This is a genomic window from Geodermatophilus chilensis (genome assembly GCF_002802985.1).
Lineage (GTDB): Bacteria > Actinomycetota > Actinomycetes > Mycobacteriales > Geodermatophilaceae > Geodermatophilus > Geodermatophilus chilensis.
In genome coordinates, this window is sequence record NZ_NVPT01000027.1 from 1 (window position 1) to 15355 (window position 15355).

Consider the following 15355-nt stretch of genomic DNA (forward strand, 5'->3'; position numbering starts at 1 on the left):
CTGCTGCTGGCGGCCGAGTCCTCGGGGGCGCTGGTGGCGGCGGAGATGACGCACGCCGGACTGCCGTGGCGGGCCGACGTGCACGAGCGCCTGCTCACCCACCGGGGCGACCGGCGGTGGACCCGCAAGTGGGCCCGCGTCGAACCGACCTGGAGCCGCCGCGTCCCGTGACCGGCGCGGTCGGGGCCAGGGAGGGCGGCCCTGCGCCCGGACCACCCGGGGGCTCGCTCCCCCGGACGCCGTGGACCTCCTCTGCCCCCGGATCGGCCCGGCCGCGACGGTCGGTGCCGCGGCCGGGGCCGATGCGGTCAGGACCCGGCGAAGGCCGGGACCACCTGCTCGATGAAGAGCTGGAGCGACTTCTTCTTCTCCTCGTGCGGCAGGCTGTTGTCGCACCAGAAGCTGAACTCGTCCACGCCGAGCTCCTGGTAGTAGCGCAGCCGCTCGATGACCTCCTCCGGCGTCCCGATCATGGCCGTCTTGTGCAGCGACTCGGGCTCGAACTCCGGGCGACCGGCGAACTTGGACTCGGGGCTGGGCTCCAGGAAGCCGTTCTCCGGCGTGGTCTTGTTGCCGAACCACGCGTCGAAGGTCCGGTAGAACCGGGAGATCGCCTCGGCCGCCGGCCGCCAGCCGTCCGGGTCGTCCGGGGAGTGGACGTGGGTGTGCCGCAGGACCATGAGCCGCGGGCGGGACACCTCCGGGTGGTCGGCCACGGCGGTCTCGAACTTGCGGGTCAGGTCGAGCACCTCCTCGTCGCCCTTCATGAGCGGGGTGACCATGACGTTGCACCCGGACCGGACCGCGAAGTCGTGCGAGTCGGGGTCCCGCGCCGCGATCCACATCGGCGGCGTCGGCTGCTGCACGGGCTTCGGCACGCTCGTGGAGGTCGGGAACTGCCAGATCTCGCCGTCGTGCGCGTAGTCGCCCTGCCACAGCTGCTGCACCGCCGGCACCAGCTCGCGCAGGTGCGCGCCGCCGCTGGTGGCGGGGATCCCACCCGCCAGCCGGTCGAACTCGAACTGGTACGCACCGCGCGCCAGGCCGACCTCCATCCGGCCGTTGCTGATCACGTCGAGCAGCGCGCACTCGCCGGCGACCCGGATGGGGTTCCAGAACGGGGCGATGATGGTGCCCGCGCCGAGCCGGATCCGCTCGGTGCGCGCCGCCAGGTAGGCCAGCTGCGGCATCGGGCTCGGGGAGATCGTGTACTCCATCGAGTGGTGCTCGCCGATCCACACCGTGCTGAACCCGCCGGCCTCGGCCATCAGCGTCAGCTCGGTGAGGTCCTCGAACAACTGTCGGTGACTGACCTGCTCGTCCCAGCGCTCCATGTGCACGAACAGCGAGAACTTCACGACGGCTCCTGACTGACGGTTGGGGTGGATGGGGCGGACGACGGCGCTGCGGCGTCCATCTCGCTCAGGGTCACGTCCCCGGTGGCCCAGTGGGCCCGCGGGACCTCGCGCACGATGACCCGGATGTGGTCCGGCCGGGCGCCGGTCGTCCGGGCCACGGCCGCGTGCACCTCGTGGATCAGGTCGCGGACCTGCTGGTCGGTGCGTCCGGCACCGAGCGTCACCTCGATCAGCGGCACGGTCAGCTCCGCATGACGAACGGGTCGGCCACCGGCTCCTGGCTGGTGTTGATCCACACGCTCTTGAGCCGGGTGTACTCGCGGATGGTCTCGGTGCCGTGCTCGACGCCCACGCCGCTGTTCTTGAAACCCTGGCGCGGCGACATCGGCGACATGGCCCGGTAGGTGTTGACCCAGACGGTGCCGGCCTCCAGCCGCGCCGCCATCCGGTGCCCGCGGGAGAGATCGGAGGTCCAGACGCCGGCGGCCAGGCCGTACTCGGTGTCGTTGGCCAGCCGCACGACCTCCTCCTCGGTCTCGAACGGCATGATCGCCGCCACCGGCCCGAAGATCTCCTCCCGGACCACGCGCATGGAGTTGTCCACGTCGACCAGCACGGTCGGCTCGTAGAACCAGCCGCCCAGCCCGCCGTCGGTGGGCCGGCCGCCGGTGAGCACCCGGGCGCCCTCGCTGCGGCCGAGGTCGACGTAGCCGGCGACCTTGTCGCGCTGGTCGGCGAAGGCCAGCGGCCCCAGCTCCGTGGTGTCCTCGAGCGGGTCGCCGATCCGGATGCTGCGGGCCCGCTCGGTGACCCGCTCCAGCAGCTCGTCGTAGACCGACGTGTGCGCGAAGACCCGGCTGCCGGCGATGCAGGTCTGCCCCGCCGCGGCGAAGATCCCGGCCACGACGCCCATCGACGCGTTGGCGACGTTCGCGTCCTCGAAGACGATGTTGGGCGACTTCCCGCCGAGCTCGAGGGTGGAGCCGATGAACCGGGCGGCCGTGCTCGCGGCGATCCGCGCCCCGGTGCCGGTGCTGCCGGTGAAGGAGATCTTCGCCAGCTGGGGGTGGTCGACCAGCGCCTGCCCGGCCTCCGGCCCGAAACCGGTCACCACGTTCACCGCGCCGGGCGGGAAGCCCGCCTCCAGGGCCAGCTCGGCCAGCTTCAGCACGGTCGCCGAGGTGTGCTCGGACGGCTTGATCACGACCGTGTTGCCGGCGCAGAGGGCCGGGGCCAGCTTGCTGGTGGTCAGGGTGAGCGGCGAGTTCCACGGGGTGATCGCCCCGACGACGCCCAGCGGCTCGCGGGTGGTGTAGTTCAGCACCCGGCGGTCCGACGTCGGGATGACGTCGCCCTGGATCTTGTCGGCCAGACCGGCGTAGTACCAGTAGTACTCCGGCAGCGTGGTCAGCTGCCCGCGCATCTCGCGCAGCAGCTTGCCGTTGTCCTCGGTCTCCATCCGGGCCAGCTCGTCGGCGTGCTCGCCGATGAGGTCGCCGAGCCGGCGCAGCAGGTGGCCACGTCTGGTCTGGCTGAGGTCGCGCCAGCGGGGGTCCTCGAACGCCGTCCGGGCGGCCTGGACGGCGCGCCCGACGTCGGCCGCGGAGCCGCGCGCAGCGGTGTACAGCGTCGCGCCGGTCGCCGGGTTGGTGCTCTCGAAGTACTCGCCGGCGGCCGGCGCCACCCACTCACCACCGATGTGGTGCTCGTACTGCTCCAGATCAGACATGAGCCCTCTCTCCGATGAAGGTGGTCAGACAGGTGACGAGGTCGCGTGGTCGCTGGACCGGCAGCATGTGCCGGGCCCCGGGGACGACGACGGCCCGGCACCCGGGGATCGCGGCGGCCAGCCGGTGGGTCATCCCGGGGGTCGATCCGGGGTCGAGCTCACCGGTGACCGCCAGCGCGGGCACCGCGATCCGCGGCAGCTCCGGGGCGATCTCCGCGTCCGCGGTGGCGAAGACCCGGTAGCAGTTCAGGTAGGACCTGACGTCGTTGGCCAGCAGCGTGGCCTCCGTGCGGCGCACCCACTCGGGGTCGGTGTCGGTGCCGTCGTACCAGCGGTGCAACGAGGCCGCGACGCTGCCCGGGAAGTCGGCGGCGGCCGACTCCAGCCGGCCGAGGACCGCGGCCCGCTCCTCCTCGGTGCGCCGGCACACCGAGCTCACCGACGTCAGGGTCGCCACGAGGTCGGGACGGTGCCGGGCCAGGTGCTGGGCGACGAGCGCACCCAGGGAGAACCCGACGAGGTGGGAGCCGGGCGGGACGTCCCCGGCCACCCCGTCGGCCAGGTCGGCGAGCGTCACGCCGTCCGGAGCCGGTTCCCTCCGGCCGTGGCCGGGCAGGTCCAGGGCCAGGACGTCGACGTCGTCCTCGAGCAGCGCCGTGGTGGGCCCCCACATGGTGGAGTCCAGGCCCACCCCGTGCAGCAGGACCAGCGAGGGCTTCGCCATGGCCGCCGGCTCAGCGCTCGGTCGAGAGGGGCGCCAGCCGCTGCTGCGGCCGGCCCTGGGCGGCCGCGGCGAGGGCGATCACGATCTCGCCCGGGTGCGGCGCGTCGGCCAGGCGCACCTCGACGGTCTGGTGGTGCGACCGGATGGTCGCGTCGGTGACGTGCTTGAGCGGGATGTCGAACACCACCCCGGCCGGGCCGCGCTTCTCCACGGCGGGCAGGAGCGTGGTCGCGTTGGCCGCCTTCCGGAAGTGGTCGCCGAACTTCAGCGTGTGGATGAGGGCCGACCCGTGCTCCACCTCGCCGTCCAGGCCGACGATGGCCGCCTTGCCGTAGGCCTCGGCGGGGGCGTCGAGCGCGGCCAGCACCTGGGGCGCCAGCAGGGCACCGACGGCGGAGGCGTGCTGCTCGATCCCGGGCTGCAGGTCCTCGACGAAGCCCTGCCCCGCCCACGGGTTCTCGATGACGGCGGCGACGACGGCGACGCGCGCGGCGGGGGTGACCTCACGGCCGCCCTCGGCGCAGACCTCCTCGACGATGGTCACGATCTTGCGCACGGTCATGTCAGGAGATCTCCAGTTTCTCTGCGGTGACGACGGGGTCGGTGGCGCGGTCGCCGATGCGGGCGTGCGGGCGGGGACCGGTGGAGGCGGCGGCGATCACGACGATCTCGTCGGGCCGGGGGGCGTCGGGGACCCGGGCGGAGATCGTCTGGTAGTGGCTGCGGGTGGCGGCGTGGGTCTTGTGCCACATCGGGACGACGAGGGTCTCGCCGGCGTCGGCCCGGGTGTCGGCGAAGCAGATGATCGACTCGCCGCCCAGGAACTCCCGCATCAGGTTGCCGAAGTAGGGCGTGTGGATGAGCGCCCCCGCGTGCTCGAGCTCCCCGGCCGTCCCGACGAGGGCCGCCTTCCCGAACGCCTCGATCCGGTCGACGCCGCCGAGCGCATCGATCAGCCGGCCGGTCAGCAGCTGCGCCAGCACGGGCGCGACCACCTCGACCGCGGGCGCCAGATCGGTCGCCGGGCCCGTGCCGACCCACGGGTTGGCCAGGACGGCGGCGACCGTCGCGCGCTCGCTGGGCCGGGCGGGCGCGCTGCCGTTCTCGGCGAGGACGGTCTCGCGGTACAGCACCACCTTGCGGATGCCGACCGCCGACCGGGCTCCTCGTGCTGCCGGGGCCGGCCCCGTTCCGCTGGCGGCGTCCGGTGGCGTGCCGGTGCGTCGGACCCGGGCGGTGTCGACGGCGGTCACGGGCACCTCCGCGCCCTGGAGTGAAGCTGTTGCATGGCACAGGACCGTACCGTTGTTGACGGCCACGCGTCAACGACGGGCCGCTCCGGCGTTCCGCGATCCGCTCCGGACGCCGGGCAGCGACGGCCATCATGGCCGCGGTAACCGCTTGGCCTGCACAGATACCGCATCGCGTCGCCGCGGCGACACACCGCTCAGGGGCGTGGGCGCCACGCGGAGGTGGCGAGCCACGGCCACCCTCTTGACATGCCAGTGTGTCCGACTTAACGTCCTGTGGCATACCAGTGACGGCGTCGTCCACGTCGTCCCACTCCTCGAGGAGCCTCATGTCCAGTGACCTCGGAGCGCGCGTGCCCCAGCAGCCGGTGGCCCCCGCACCGGCTCCGGATCTCGCCACGCTGCCGCCCGACGCCGTGCCCGACCCCGCGGAGGAGGGCCGACTCGGGTCGGTCTTCTGGACGTCGGTGGCCATCTCCGCGGTGTTCGTCGCCTGGGGTGTCCTCTTCACCGAGAACCTCACGACCGTCACCACGGCGTCGCTGAACTGGCTCACCGAGTCCTTCGGGTGGACCTACCTGGTCGTGACGCTGGCGATCCTGGTCTTCCTCGTGTTCCTGGCCTTCAGCCCGGCCGGTGACATCCGGCTCGGCAGGGACACCGACCGGCCGGAGTTCTCCACGCCGACGTGGTTCGCGATGATCTGCGCCGCCGTGATGGGCATCGGCCTGGTCTCCTACGGCGTCGCCGAGCCCATCTCGCACTTCGCGACCCCGCCGCACGGCCTCGCGGAGGCCGGTTCACCCGAGGCCGCGGTGCGGGCGCTGCAGTACGCCTACTTCGACTGGGGCCTGCACGCCTGGGCGATCTTCGCCGTCTTCGGCCTGGCCATCGCCTACTCGACCTACCGCAAGGGCCGGCGGACGACGGTCAGCCAGCTGTTCCGCCCGCTGCTCGGGGACCGGGTCGACGGCCCGGCCGGCAAGGCGATCGACATCCTCGCGGTCTTCGCGACCCTGTTCGGCACCACGACGTCGCTGGGCCTGGGTGCGCTCCAGGTGAACAACGGTCTGGGCACGCTGTTCGGCGTCCCGGTCAACTCGGTGAGCCAGGTGCTCATCATCGCGGCCATCACCACGCTGTTCACGATGTCGGCGGTGACCGGGGTGAGCCGGGGCATCAAGTACCTCAGCCAGGGCAGCGCGGTGCTGGCCGTCCTGCTGTTCCTGTTCGTCCTGGTGGCCGGCCCGACGGTGTTCCTGTTCAACCTCTATGCCGAGTCGATCGGGCTGTGGGCCACCGACTTCTTCCGGATGAGCCTGCAGGGCACCGCGTTCGGCGACCTGCAGTGGATGCAGTGGTGGACCTACTTCATGATGGCGTGGTGGGTCTCCTGGGGGGCCTTCGTCGGGATCTTCCTGGCCCGCATCTCCCGCGGCCGCACCATCCGCGGCTTCATCACCGGCGTCCTCGTCGTCCCCAGCATCGTCTTCTTCACCTGGTTCACCGTGTTCGGCGGGTCCGCCATCCACATCGACATGTTCCAGGGCGGCACCATCGCCGAGCAGACCGCGGCCGACATCAACAGCGCGTTCTTCGCGACGCTGGCGAACTTCCCGCTCGCCGAGGTCACCTCGGTGGTCGCGATCGTCCTGGTGATCATGTTCTTCGTCTCCGGCGCGGACGCGAACACCTACGTCCTGGGCATGCTGACGTCGAACGGCTCGTTGAACCCGCGCCGTCCGGTGCTGGTGCTGTGGGGCGTCCTCACCGGCGTCACCGCGATCGTCCTCATGCTGGCCGGGGGCCTGAGCGCCCTGCAGAACACGGTGATCGTCACCTCCGCGCCGTTCCTGCTCATCATCGCGGGCCTGACGGTCGCCTTCTGGAAGGACCTCACCGCGGACCGGCGCGCGGCCGCCGCGGCCATGGCCACACGCCTCGCACCGGCCGGCATCCCGGCGCCGACCCAGGACGCCGGCACCACCGGCCCGGCCGTCCCGGCGCCGGCCGACCGGTCCGCGACCTGACCCGCCCGCCGCTCGAGCAGAGGAGGACACGATGAGCGACCCCGACGCCCGCCGCGAGCTGATCACCGAGACCTGGGCCGCCGCCTGGGACCACGGCGACGTGGACGCGCTGGACACGCTGCTGAGCCCGGACTACCGCCGGCACGGCGGCCCGGGCGACGCCGGCCAGGACCTCGCCACCTTCAAGGCGTCGATCGTCACGACCCGCCAGGCGTTCCCCGACCTGGTGACCACGATCGACGAGGTCGTCGTCGAGGGCGACCGCGCCGCGGTGCGCTGGCACACCACCGGCCGGCACGACGGCTCGTTCCTCGGGGTGCCGCCCACGCACCGGCAGGTCGAGGTGGGCGGGGCGACCTTCGCCCTCTTCGAGGGCGACCGGATCGTGGAGGAGCAGGTCACCTGGGACCCCCGCGCCCTGCTCACCGCGCTCGGCATCATCACTGTCGGGCAGGACCGATGAGGTCCCGCCCACCGGCACAGGAGGTCTCGTGACCACCCCGACCAGCACACTCGACAGCGACCTGGTCAAGCAGGTCAACCGGCGGTTCGTCACGGGGGTCACCGTGGTGACCACGATGGACGGCGACGTGCCGCGGGGGCTGGCCGTCAACGCGTTCGCCAGCGTCTCGCTGGAGCCGCCGACGGTGATGGTGTGCGTGCAGCGCACCTCCGGGACGCACGACTGCCTGTTCCGGTCGGGCCACCTCGCGGTCAACATCCTCTCCACCGAGCAGGCGGACGTGGTGACCCGCTTCGCGGGCAAGTCGCTGGACAAGTTCGCCGGGCTGGACTGGGCTCCCGGCCCCTTCGGCAGCCCGCTGCTGGCCCGCAGCAGCGCGCAGGTGGAGGTGGAGATCCGGGAGCGGCTGCAGGCCAGCACGCACACCGTGTTCATCTGCCGCGTGGTCGACGCCCGCGTCAGCGACGCCCCGCCGATGATCTACAGCGCCGGCCGGTTCTTCGACGGCGGGCAGCTGACCGAGCTGGCCTGACCGCCGCCGGTCCACCGAGGGAGGGGAACAGATGAGTCAGGTCCTGAACGGGGCGGGGAACGGGAGCATCCAGGCCCAGGTCATCGCCGAGCTGCGCCGCCGCATCATCAGCGGGGAGCTCCAGCCCGACGTCAACCTCTCCGAGCTCGCGCTGGCGGAGGACTTCGGGGTCAGCCGCACCCCGGTGCGCGAGGCGTTCAAGCAGCTGCAGACCGAGGGGCTGGTCGAGATCCGCCCGCGGGTGGGCACCTTCGTCACCTCCCCCTCCCGCCGGGAGATCACCGAGCTGTTCGAGATGAAGGAGCTCCTCGAGGGCGCGGCCGCGCGGCTGCTGGCGCAGCGCGGCCGCGTCCCCGAGCTGGACCGGCTCGAGGAGAACCTCCGCGAGGCCGACGCCGCGGTCGAGCGGGACGACACGACCCGCTACGCCGAACTCGTGCAGGAGTTCCACGACCTCCTCATCGTCGGCTCGGACAACCACAAGCTCGAGGCCCACTACCGGACCCTCATGAACCAGCTCGCCTATCCGCGGCTGGTCACCACCTCGCTGAGCCAGCCCGGCCGGCCGGCCCAGTCCGACCAGGAGCACCACCGGGTGGTCGAGCTGATCGCCGCCAAGGACGGCGACAGCGCCGAGCGGGTCATGCGCGAGCACGTCCGCGCCAGCCGGCAGGCCGTGCTCGCGGGCCTGCCCCTCCCCCGCTGACCCGCCGCCGGGACGACGGCCCCTCCCGCGTCACCATCTCCGCACTCCCCTGGAGGAGCCATGGACCACCCCAGCCCCACCGCACTCCGCAGGAGTGGGCGCCGTGACCGGGCCGGCCGAGGTCGCCCGGTGACCGCCGAGGCGGAGCTGCCCGCCGTCCTGCCGCACCGGCGGTCGCACCCCCGTTGCGAGGAGACGGTCCCCGCGCCCTGGAACGCGACGGGGCGGTGGTCGCCGGCCGGCCCCGACCCGGTCGAGCGCGTCCGGGCGGCGCTGGCGGACGTCGCCGCGGGCCGGCCGGTCGTCCTGGCCGGCGACGAGGAGGGCGGCGCCCTCGTCCTCGCCGCGGAGCTGGCCACGCCAGAGGCGGTCGCGTTCGTCGTCCGGCACACCTCCGGCTTCCTCTGCGTCGCGGTGACCGGGGACGACGCCGACCGGCTGGACCTCCCGCTGCTGACCGGGCGTGCCGTGGAGCGCCCCGCCGCGGCGCAGTGCGTGGCGGTCGACGCCCGGGACGGGGTGAGCACCGGCATCTCGGCCGCGGACCGGGCGCGGACGATGCGCCTGTTGGCCGCGGCGGACACCGACGCCGAGGACCTGGTGCGGCCGGGTCACGTCGTCCCCCTGCGGGTGCGGCCGGACGGCGTGCTGGCCCACCGGGGCACGGCGGAGGCCGCGGTGGACCTCGCCGTCCTGGCCGGGCTGCGGCCGTCCGGCGCCGTGTGCGACCTCGTCAGCCCCGCCGACCCGCGGCGGATGGCCCGCGGCCCCGAGCTCGCCGCCTTCGCCCGGGAGCACGGCCTGCGGCTGGTCGCCGTCGGGGACCTCGTGGCCTACCGCACGCGGTTCGAGGCGCTCGTCGAGCGGGCTGCCGCGACCTCCCTGCCGCTGGCCGCCGGCCGCTTCACCGCTGTGGGCTACCGCGGCCGCCTCGACGGTCGCGAGCACCTGGCACTCGTCCACGGGGAGATCGGCGACGGCGAGGACGTCCCGGTGCACGTCCACCGCGAGTGCCTGGCCGGGGACGTCCTCGGCTCGGCCCGCTGTGGGTGCGGCGGCCGCCTGCAGACCGCCCTGGCCGGGATCGCCCACGAGGGTCGCGGGGTCGTCGTCTACCTCCGGGGCGAGCCGGACGGTGCCGACCTCTCCCGCGTGCTGTTCCGCGGGGCGCACCGGGGCGACGACGCCCCGTCGTGCGCCGCCGGTCCCGGGCCGGCCGACGACGGGCTCGACGGGCAGATCCTGTGGGACCTCGGTGTCCGCAGCAGCCGGTCGCTCGGCGGCGACCTGACCGACCGGGGGCCGGCAGCCGCGTCGTCGGGCCGGTGACCCGGCGGCGCTCCGGTCGCCCGGGTCTCGATCAGCCCGCTGCAGCTGCCCGTCCAGCCGCTCTGCGACGGTGACGGGAACCGGGCCGACCGACGCACCGTCCTGGCGGACATGGGAGAAGCTGTCCCCATGCTCGACACCAGCTCCTGGCGCGCCGAGGACGGGGCCGGCCTCGACGCCCTGCGCGCCCGCACCCGCGCGCTGTGCGCCGAGTTCCCCGACGCCTACTGGCGCGAGACCGACCGCGACCGCCGCTACCCGCAGGAGTTCGTCGACACCCTCACCGCGGCCGGCCTGCTCTCGGTCCTCGTCCCGGCCGAGTACGGCGGCGCGGGCCTGGGCGTGACCGAGGCCTCGGTCATCATGGAGGAGATCAACCGCTCCGGTGGCCACTCCGCCGCCTGCCACGCGCAGATGTACACGATGGGCGCCCTGCTGCGGCACGGCAGCGACGCGCTCAAGGAGGCCTACCTGCCCCTGATCGCCCAGGGCGAGCTGCGGCTGCAGGCCTTCTCGGTCACCGAGTCCGCCGCCGGCTCGGACACCACCGCCATCGCCACCACCGCCACCCGCGACGGCGAGGACTTCCTGATCACCGGGCACAAGAACTGGACCAGCCGGATCCAGGAGTCCGACCTCGCCCTCGTGCTGGCCCGCACCAGCGAGCGGGGGGCCGACAAGACGCGCGGACTGACCCTCTTCCTCGTCGACCTGCGCCGGGTGCGCGCCGAGCAGCCGGAGACCCTCGAGGTCGTGCCGGTGCGCACGATGTTCAACTACGCGACCAACCAGGTGCACTACCGCGGCATGCGCGTGCCCGCCGACCACGTCATCGGGCAGGTGGACGCCGGCTTCCGGTACGTCATCGACGGCTGGAACGCCGAGCGCATCCTGCTCGCCGCCGAGGCGATCGGCGACGGCTACTGGTTCGTCGACCGAGCCGTCGCCTACGCCAACGAGCGGGAGGTGTTCGGCCGCCCGATCGGCGCCAACCAGGGGGTGCAGTTCCCCCTCGCCGACGCCTACATGGAGGTGCGCGCGGCGGACCTGATGCGGTACGAGGCCGCCCGGCTGTTCGACGCGGGCCGGCCGTGCGGGGCCGAGGCGAACATGGCCAAGCACCTGGCCTCCGAGGCGAGCTGGGCCGCGGCCAACATCGCCCTCGACACCCACGGCGGCAACGGCTTCGTCGACGAGTACGACGTCGAGCGCAAGTTCCGCGAGACCCGCATGTACCAGGTCGCCCCGGTCAACAACAACATGATCAAGGCCTTCGTCGCGACCAAGGTGCTGGGGCTGCCGCGGTCCTACTGACCGGGCTCCTCCACCCCCGGACGCTCGGCCGCTGCTCCCGCGGGGAAGCAGGGGGCGAGCATCCCCGGAGGTGCCCGCGCTCCGGCCCCCACGCGGGCGCGACGCAGGACCGTCCCCCGGGACACTCGGACGCTGCCCACCGTGCGGGGCAGGGGTGGACGTCGGGAGGCATCCCCGGTGGCGGCGCCGAGGGAGGGTGGCACGTCCTGTCGGTGCCCGCGGCGAGGATGGCCGCCATGGCTGCCTTCTTCCTCCCCCGGGCGAGCGACGACGAGCAGGCCGAGCGGCTCTACGAGGCCCTCGCCGAGTTCGCCGGCTGCGAGCCCGCTCCCCCGGGGCGGCGCGTGCACGCCATCGCCTTCGGCCAGGACGGCGCCCGGTGGGTCGCCGAGGTCGGGGCGGAACTGCGCGGCGAGCGAACGACGCAGCAGCTCCGGCGCGGCGAGCTGATCGAGCGCACCGAGACGCTCACCTCGACCACTCGGGTGCTCGCCGTCTACCCGGGCACCCCGTTCGTGGTCGTCACCGACGCCCAGCCGATCACCGGCACGGCCTCGGAGTGGGCCAACCCGTTCACCGCGCAGCCCGACGAGGTCACCCTCTTCGACGCGCCGTGAGCCGGCCGCGCCGAGATGCCGCCGGACGCGGTCATCGGCCCTCGCGTGACGACCACCGGACGCACCTCGCCGTCCCCCGGACGGGCGGTGAGAACGGCCTCACGTCCCTCTCACCGGGCTCACGAGCGACCCGGGCAACCTCGCGGACATGACCCGATCGCGCCTGCTCCTGACCGTGCCCGCCGTCCTCGCCGTCGCCGCCTGCGGGGGTGAGTCCGCCGAGGGGACCGCCGCCCCGGCCACCGCGCCGTCGTCGTCGGCCGTGGCCGGCAGCACCCCGACCGGTGGTCCGACGGCCGGCGGCACCACGACCGGCAGCACCTCCGGCGCCGCGTCGGCCTCCCTCGAGTTCGAGGACCAGTCCGGCGTCGGGGACTCCGCGACGGTGGCCCGCGTGTCCGCTCCCGAGGCCGGCTTCGTCGTCGTCCTGCTCGAGGAGGACGACGACCGGCCGGTGGCCGAGCGGCTCCTGGGGTCGACAGCCGTGCCGGTGGGCTCCTCGATCGACGTCGCCGTGCCGCTCGCCCCGGCCCTGACGCAGTCCACGGAGCTGGAGGCGGCCCTGTACGCCGACACCGACGGGAACGGCGCCTTCGACCCGGCCGCGGACCGGCCCGTCCCCGAGCCGGACGACGACGATGACGTGGACGACGACGTGGACGACGACGTGGACGACGACGTGGACGACGACGTGGACGACGACGCCGAGTACCGGCTGGGCTGAGGCCGTAGCGCTCCATGGCCGCCTCCCCCGCCGACGCAGCCGACGGCCCCGCGGGCGAGAGCAGCCCTCGCCCGCCCCGTCCGGGTCCTGCCATCGCGGCGGCCGACCCGGCGGGAGCGGACCGCGCGAGGCGGACGGAGGATGGGGGCGTGCCGATCGTCCCGTCGCCGGACCCGGTCGCGGTCGCCCGGCCGACCGACGGGGACGCGGCCCCCCGGCGCCCCACGGTCGCCGACGCGATGATCAGCCGCCCGAAGGCACTGCCCGCCGACGCCTCGGTCGCCGACGTCCGGGCGGTCCTCGCCGACGACCACGTCGTCATGGCCCTGCTCACCGAGGACGGCGTCCTCCGCGGCACGCTGCTGCGCGAGGACCTGCCCGACACCGCGCCGGACGCAGCGCCGGCCCTCCCGCTGTCGCGGCTGGTCGGCCGGATCGTCGCACCGGCCGCCCCACTCGCCGACGTGCACGAGCTGCTCCTGCGCACCGGCCGGCGCCGCCTCGCGGTGGTGGACGAGGAGGGCCGGCTGCTCGGGCTGCTGTGCCTCACGCGCCGGCGCACCGGCTACTGCAGCGACGCCGGCGTGGCCGAGCGGGCCCGCTCCCGCCGGTGCGCGCCCGGCCCGGGGTCGCCGCGGTCCGCCTGACGCCGTCCCGACGGCGCCGAGTGGCGGGTCGTCGTGGTCTCGAGCAGCTGGACACCACGACAGGTCACCACTCGGCGCGACATCCGGATCCGGAGGCGGTGCGGCCCGGGGTCCTCTCTCAGGGGACGAGGATCGCCCGGCCCCGGACGCGACCGGCCGACAGGTCGTCGATGGCGGTCTGCACGTCGTCCATCGCGTACTTCTGCGTGTGCAGGGTGACCCGCTGCGCGGCGGCGAGGGCCATCAGCTCGACCAGGTCGTTGTAGGAGCCGACCAGGTTGCCGATGATGTTCTTCTCGGTCGAGATGAGGTCGATCGTCGGCACGTTGACGTTCTCGCCGTACCCCACGACGTGGTAGTCGCCGGCCCGCCGCGTCATCGCGAGGCCCTCCGCCGTCGTCCCGTTCTCGCCGACGAAGTCGATGACCTGCTCGGCGCCGTGGCCGCCGGTGAGCTCGAGGACCTCCGCGACGTGGGCACCGTCGGCGACGACGCCGTGGTGGGCGCCGATCTCCACCGCGAGCTTGACCGCGTCGGGGTTGCGGTCGACGACCACGATCTCGGCCGGGGACAGCGCGGCCATCACCTGGATGCCGATGTGCCCGAGCCCGCCCGCGCCGATGAGCACGGTGCGGTCGCCGGCCCGCAGCTTCCGCGCCGCCTTGGCGACGGCGTGGTAGGCGGTCAGCCCGGCGTCGGCCAGCGCGGCGACGTCGGCCGGCTCCAGCGAGTCGTCGATCCGGACCACGCTGCGCGCCGACGTCTTGAGGTACTCGGCGTAGCCGCCGTCGGTGTCGATGCCGGGGAACTGCGAGTTCTCGCAGTGCACGTCGTCACCGAACCGGCAGGCGCGGCACAGCCCGCAGGTGATCAGCGGGTGCAGGATCACCTTGTCGCCCTCGGCGACGTGGGTGACCGCGCTGCCCACGGCCGACACCCAGCCGGCGTTCTCGTGGCCGATCGTGTACGGCAGCGCGACGCCGGACTTCTCCGCCCACTGGCCCTCGAGGATGTGGATGTCGGTCCGGCACACCCCCGCCCCGCCGACCTTGACGATGACGTCGTGCGGGCCGGTGACCTCGGGCTGGGGGACGTCGTCGAGCTGCAGCGGCTGGTGGTATCCGACGACGCGGACGGCCTTCATCGGGCGGTTCCCTTCGAGACGGTGAGCGGGAGCAGGGGACGGTCCTCGGGGCGGGGCGTCTGGTCGGCCTCCGACCCGGGGTAGCGGGTGGTGAGCAGACCCCGGCAGAAGTGTGCGTTGCCGTCGACGGAGATGCGCACCGAGCGGGCCCGGCGCAGCACCATCTCCGCCTGCGCGGGGTCGGGGCGGGTGCCGTCGTCCCGCACGAGCACCGGCGCCCCGGCGTCGACGGGCAGGCCGAGGGTCGCCCGGCGGCGCAGCAGCGCGTCGGTGGTGCGCTCCCCCGCCGGCAGGTCGCCGAGGGTGAGCGCCGCGACGTCGACCGTGGGGTCGGTGCGGAGCAGCGCGGTGATCGCCCGCTCCATCGCCGCGGTGTGCGCCTTGCGCTGGAAGGTCGCCCGCAGCTCGTCGAGCGACTCCTCCGCCTCGTGCCCGAAGGTGCCCCGGTAGCCCAGCCCGGCGGCCATCCCGCGGTTGATCAGGTCGGAGTCGTGGTGGTCGTCGAGCTCGACCACCACGGACTCCACCCCGGGGACGGCGGACACCGCGTCGTGGGCGTCGGAGACCATCAGCCAGGCGAAGTTGGGCGCGCAGAACGAGGTGGGCAGGCGCAGGTGCACCTCCACCGTGGGCCGGCCGGGCAGACCATGGACGGTCACCGAGCGGACGAAACCGACGTCGGTGATCGGCTCGTCCAGCTCGGGATCGACGACGGTGCCGAGCGCGGCGCGGACCCTGCCCTCGGAGACCTCGGCGGTGCGGTCGGTGAGCAGCGCGGTCATCGGCGT

At 73.7% G+C, this 15355-nt stretch carries 17 protein-coding genes; 9 read left to right on the plus strand and 8 right to left on the minus strand.

Annotated elements, in window-relative coordinates:
- Positions 1-308: 308 nt before the first annotated feature.
- From CNO22_RS06690 to CNO22_RS06715, 6 genes are read right to left on the minus strand one after another with little or no spacing between them, the layout of a single operon-like run.
- The gene (locus tag CNO22_RS06690) at positions 309-1358 is read right to left on the minus strand and encodes an LLM class flavin-dependent oxidoreductase (RefSeq protein ID WP_100498576.1); all 1050 of its coding nucleotides are present in this window, start codon (positions 1356-1358) and stop codon (positions 309-311) included.
- Complete coding sequence (locus CNO22_RS06695; protein WP_100498577.1) at positions 1355-1597, minus strand: 2-hydroxymuconate tautomerase; 243 nt, start codon at positions 1595-1597, stop codon at positions 1355-1357. The genes CNO22_RS06690 and CNO22_RS06695 overlap by 4 nt, the downstream gene beginning before the upstream one ends.
- Before the next feature lie 2 nt (positions 1598-1599).
- A complete protein-coding gene (locus tag CNO22_RS06700) occupies positions 1600-3087 on the minus strand; it encodes an aldehyde dehydrogenase (RefSeq protein ID WP_100498578.1) in 1488 nt (495 codons plus the stop codon).
- Positions 3080-3811 carry an alpha/beta fold hydrolase gene (locus CNO22_RS06705; protein ID WP_100498579.1) on the minus strand — a complete coding sequence of 244 codons (732 nt, stop codon included), beginning with the start codon at positions 3809-3811 and terminating at the stop codon, positions 3080-3082. The genes CNO22_RS06700 and CNO22_RS06705 overlap by 8 nt, the downstream gene beginning before the upstream one ends.
- A gap of 10 nt (positions 3812-3821) precedes the next feature.
- Entirely contained in the window at positions 3822-4373 is a 552-nt protein-coding gene (locus CNO22_RS06710; RefSeq protein ID WP_100498580.1) for an amino acid synthesis family protein, read from the minus strand.
- A gap of 1 nt (position 4374) precedes the next feature.
- Positions 4375-5064 carry an amino acid synthesis family protein gene (locus tag CNO22_RS06715; protein WP_198588148.1) on the minus strand — a complete coding sequence of 230 codons (690 nt, stop codon included), beginning with the start codon at positions 5062-5064 and terminating at the stop codon, positions 4375-4377.
- Positions 5065-5390: 326 nt separating this feature from the next.
- Between CNO22_RS06715 and CNO22_RS06720 the strand changes: the two genes are divergently transcribed.
- From CNO22_RS06720 to CNO22_RS06760, 9 genes are all read left to right on the plus strand, one after another.
- Positions 5391-7091, plus strand: a complete 1701-nt coding sequence (locus CNO22_RS06720; protein ID WP_100498581.1) for a BCCT family transporter — start codon at positions 5391-5393, stop codon at positions 7089-7091.
- Between the two features lie 31 nt (positions 7092-7122).
- Positions 7123-7554 carry an ester cyclase gene (locus tag CNO22_RS06725; protein ID WP_100498582.1) on the plus strand — a complete coding sequence of 144 codons (432 nt, stop codon included), beginning with the start codon at positions 7123-7125 and terminating at the stop codon, positions 7552-7554.
- Between the two features lie 28 nt (positions 7555-7582).
- Positions 7583-8086 (plus strand): flavin reductase family protein, encoded by a 504-nt coding sequence (locus CNO22_RS06730; RefSeq protein ID WP_100498583.1) that lies wholly within the window; start codon positions 7583-7585, stop codon positions 8084-8086.
- 31 nt (positions 8087-8117) lie between these two features.
- Positions 8118-8792, plus strand: coding sequence for a GntR family transcriptional regulator (locus tag CNO22_RS06735; protein WP_100498584.1), 675 nt, complete (start codon positions 8118-8120; stop codon positions 8790-8792).
- Between the two features lie 129 nt (positions 8793-8921).
- Complete coding sequence (locus CNO22_RS06740; RefSeq protein WP_232806848.1) at positions 8922-10121, plus strand: 3,4-dihydroxy-2-butanone-4-phosphate synthase; 1200 nt, start codon at positions 8922-8924, stop codon at positions 10119-10121.
- 129 nt (positions 10122-10250) lie between these two features.
- Positions 10251-11435, plus strand: a complete 1185-nt coding sequence (locus tag CNO22_RS06745; protein WP_100498586.1) for an acyl-CoA dehydrogenase family protein — start codon at positions 10251-10253, stop codon at positions 11433-11435.
- A 236-nt stretch (positions 11436-11671) separates the two neighbouring features.
- Positions 11672-12052 carry a hypothetical protein gene (locus CNO22_RS06750; RefSeq protein WP_100498587.1) on the plus strand — a complete coding sequence of 127 codons (381 nt, stop codon included), beginning with the start codon at positions 11672-11674 and terminating at the stop codon, positions 12050-12052.
- Positions 12053-12200: 148 nt separating this feature from the next.
- Positions 12201-12776 carry a DUF7282 domain-containing protein gene (locus CNO22_RS06755; RefSeq protein ID WP_100498588.1) on the plus strand — a complete coding sequence of 192 codons (576 nt, stop codon included), beginning with the start codon at positions 12201-12203 and terminating at the stop codon, positions 12774-12776.
- Positions 12777-12925: 149 nt separating this feature from the next.
- Positions 12926-13423 (plus strand): CBS domain-containing protein, encoded by a 498-nt coding sequence (locus tag CNO22_RS06760; RefSeq protein WP_157936829.1) that lies wholly within the window; start codon positions 12926-12928, stop codon positions 13421-13423.
- A 118-nt stretch (positions 13424-13541) separates the two neighbouring features.
- Here CNO22_RS06760 and CNO22_RS06765 read toward each other — a convergent pair whose 3' ends face one another.
- Both CNO22_RS06765 and CNO22_RS06770 read right to left on the minus strand, forming a co-directional pair.
- On the minus strand, positions 13542-14567 hold the full coding sequence (locus CNO22_RS06765) for an NAD(P)-dependent alcohol dehydrogenase (RefSeq protein WP_100498590.1): 1026 nt from the start codon (positions 14565-14567) through the stop codon (positions 13542-13544).
- The gene (locus CNO22_RS06770; RefSeq protein WP_100498591.1) at positions 14564-15349 is read right to left on the minus strand and encodes a metal-sulfur cluster assembly factor; all 786 of its coding nucleotides are present in this window, start codon (positions 15347-15349) and stop codon (positions 14564-14566) included. Before CNO22_RS06770 ends, CNO22_RS06765 begins: the two co-directional genes overlap by 4 nt.
- Between the last annotated feature and the right edge of the window lie 6 nt (positions 15350-15355).

Bases quoted from the DNA above. Each gene is read 5' to 3' on its own strand.
- CNO22_RS06700 (WP_100498578.1), bottom strand. From the start codon at position 3,087: ATGTCTGATCTGGAGCAGTACGAGCACCACATCGGTGGTGAGTGGGTG.
- CNO22_RS06705 (WP_100498579.1), bottom strand. From the start codon at position 3,811: ATGGCGAAGCCCTCGCTGGTCCTGCTGCACGGGGTGGGCCTGGACTCC.
- CNO22_RS06710 (WP_100498580.1), bottom strand. From the start codon at position 4,373: ATGACCGTGCGCAAGATCGTGACCATCGTCGAGGAGGTCTGCGCCGAG.
- CNO22_RS06720 (WP_100498581.1), top strand. From the start codon at position 5,391: ATGTCCAGTGACCTCGGAGCGCGCGTGCCCCAGCAGCCGGTGGCCCCC.
- CNO22_RS06725 (WP_100498582.1), top strand. From the start codon at position 7,123: ATGAGCGACCCCGACGCCCGCCGCGAGCTGATCACCGAGACCTGGGCC.
- CNO22_RS06735 (WP_100498584.1), top strand. From the start codon at position 8,118: ATGAGTCAGGTCCTGAACGGGGCGGGGAACGGGAGCATCCAGGCCCAG.
- CNO22_RS06745 (WP_100498586.1), top strand. From the start codon at position 10,251: ATGCTCGACACCAGCTCCTGGCGCGCCGAGGACGGGGCCGGCCTCGAC.
- CNO22_RS06750 (WP_100498587.1), top strand. From the start codon at position 11,672: ATGGCTGCCTTCTTCCTCCCCCGGGCGAGCGACGACGAGCAGGCCGAG.
- CNO22_RS06755 (WP_100498588.1), top strand. From the start codon at position 12,201: ATGACCCGATCGCGCCTGCTCCTGACCGTGCCCGCCGTCCTCGCCGTC.
- CNO22_RS06765 (WP_100498590.1), bottom strand. From the start codon at position 14,567: ATGAAGGCCGTCCGCGTCGTCGGATACCACCAGCCGCTGCAGCTCGAC.
- CNO22_RS06770 (WP_100498591.1), bottom strand. From the start codon at position 15,349: ATGACCGCGCTGCTCACCGACCGCACCGCCGAGGTCTCCGAGGGCAGG.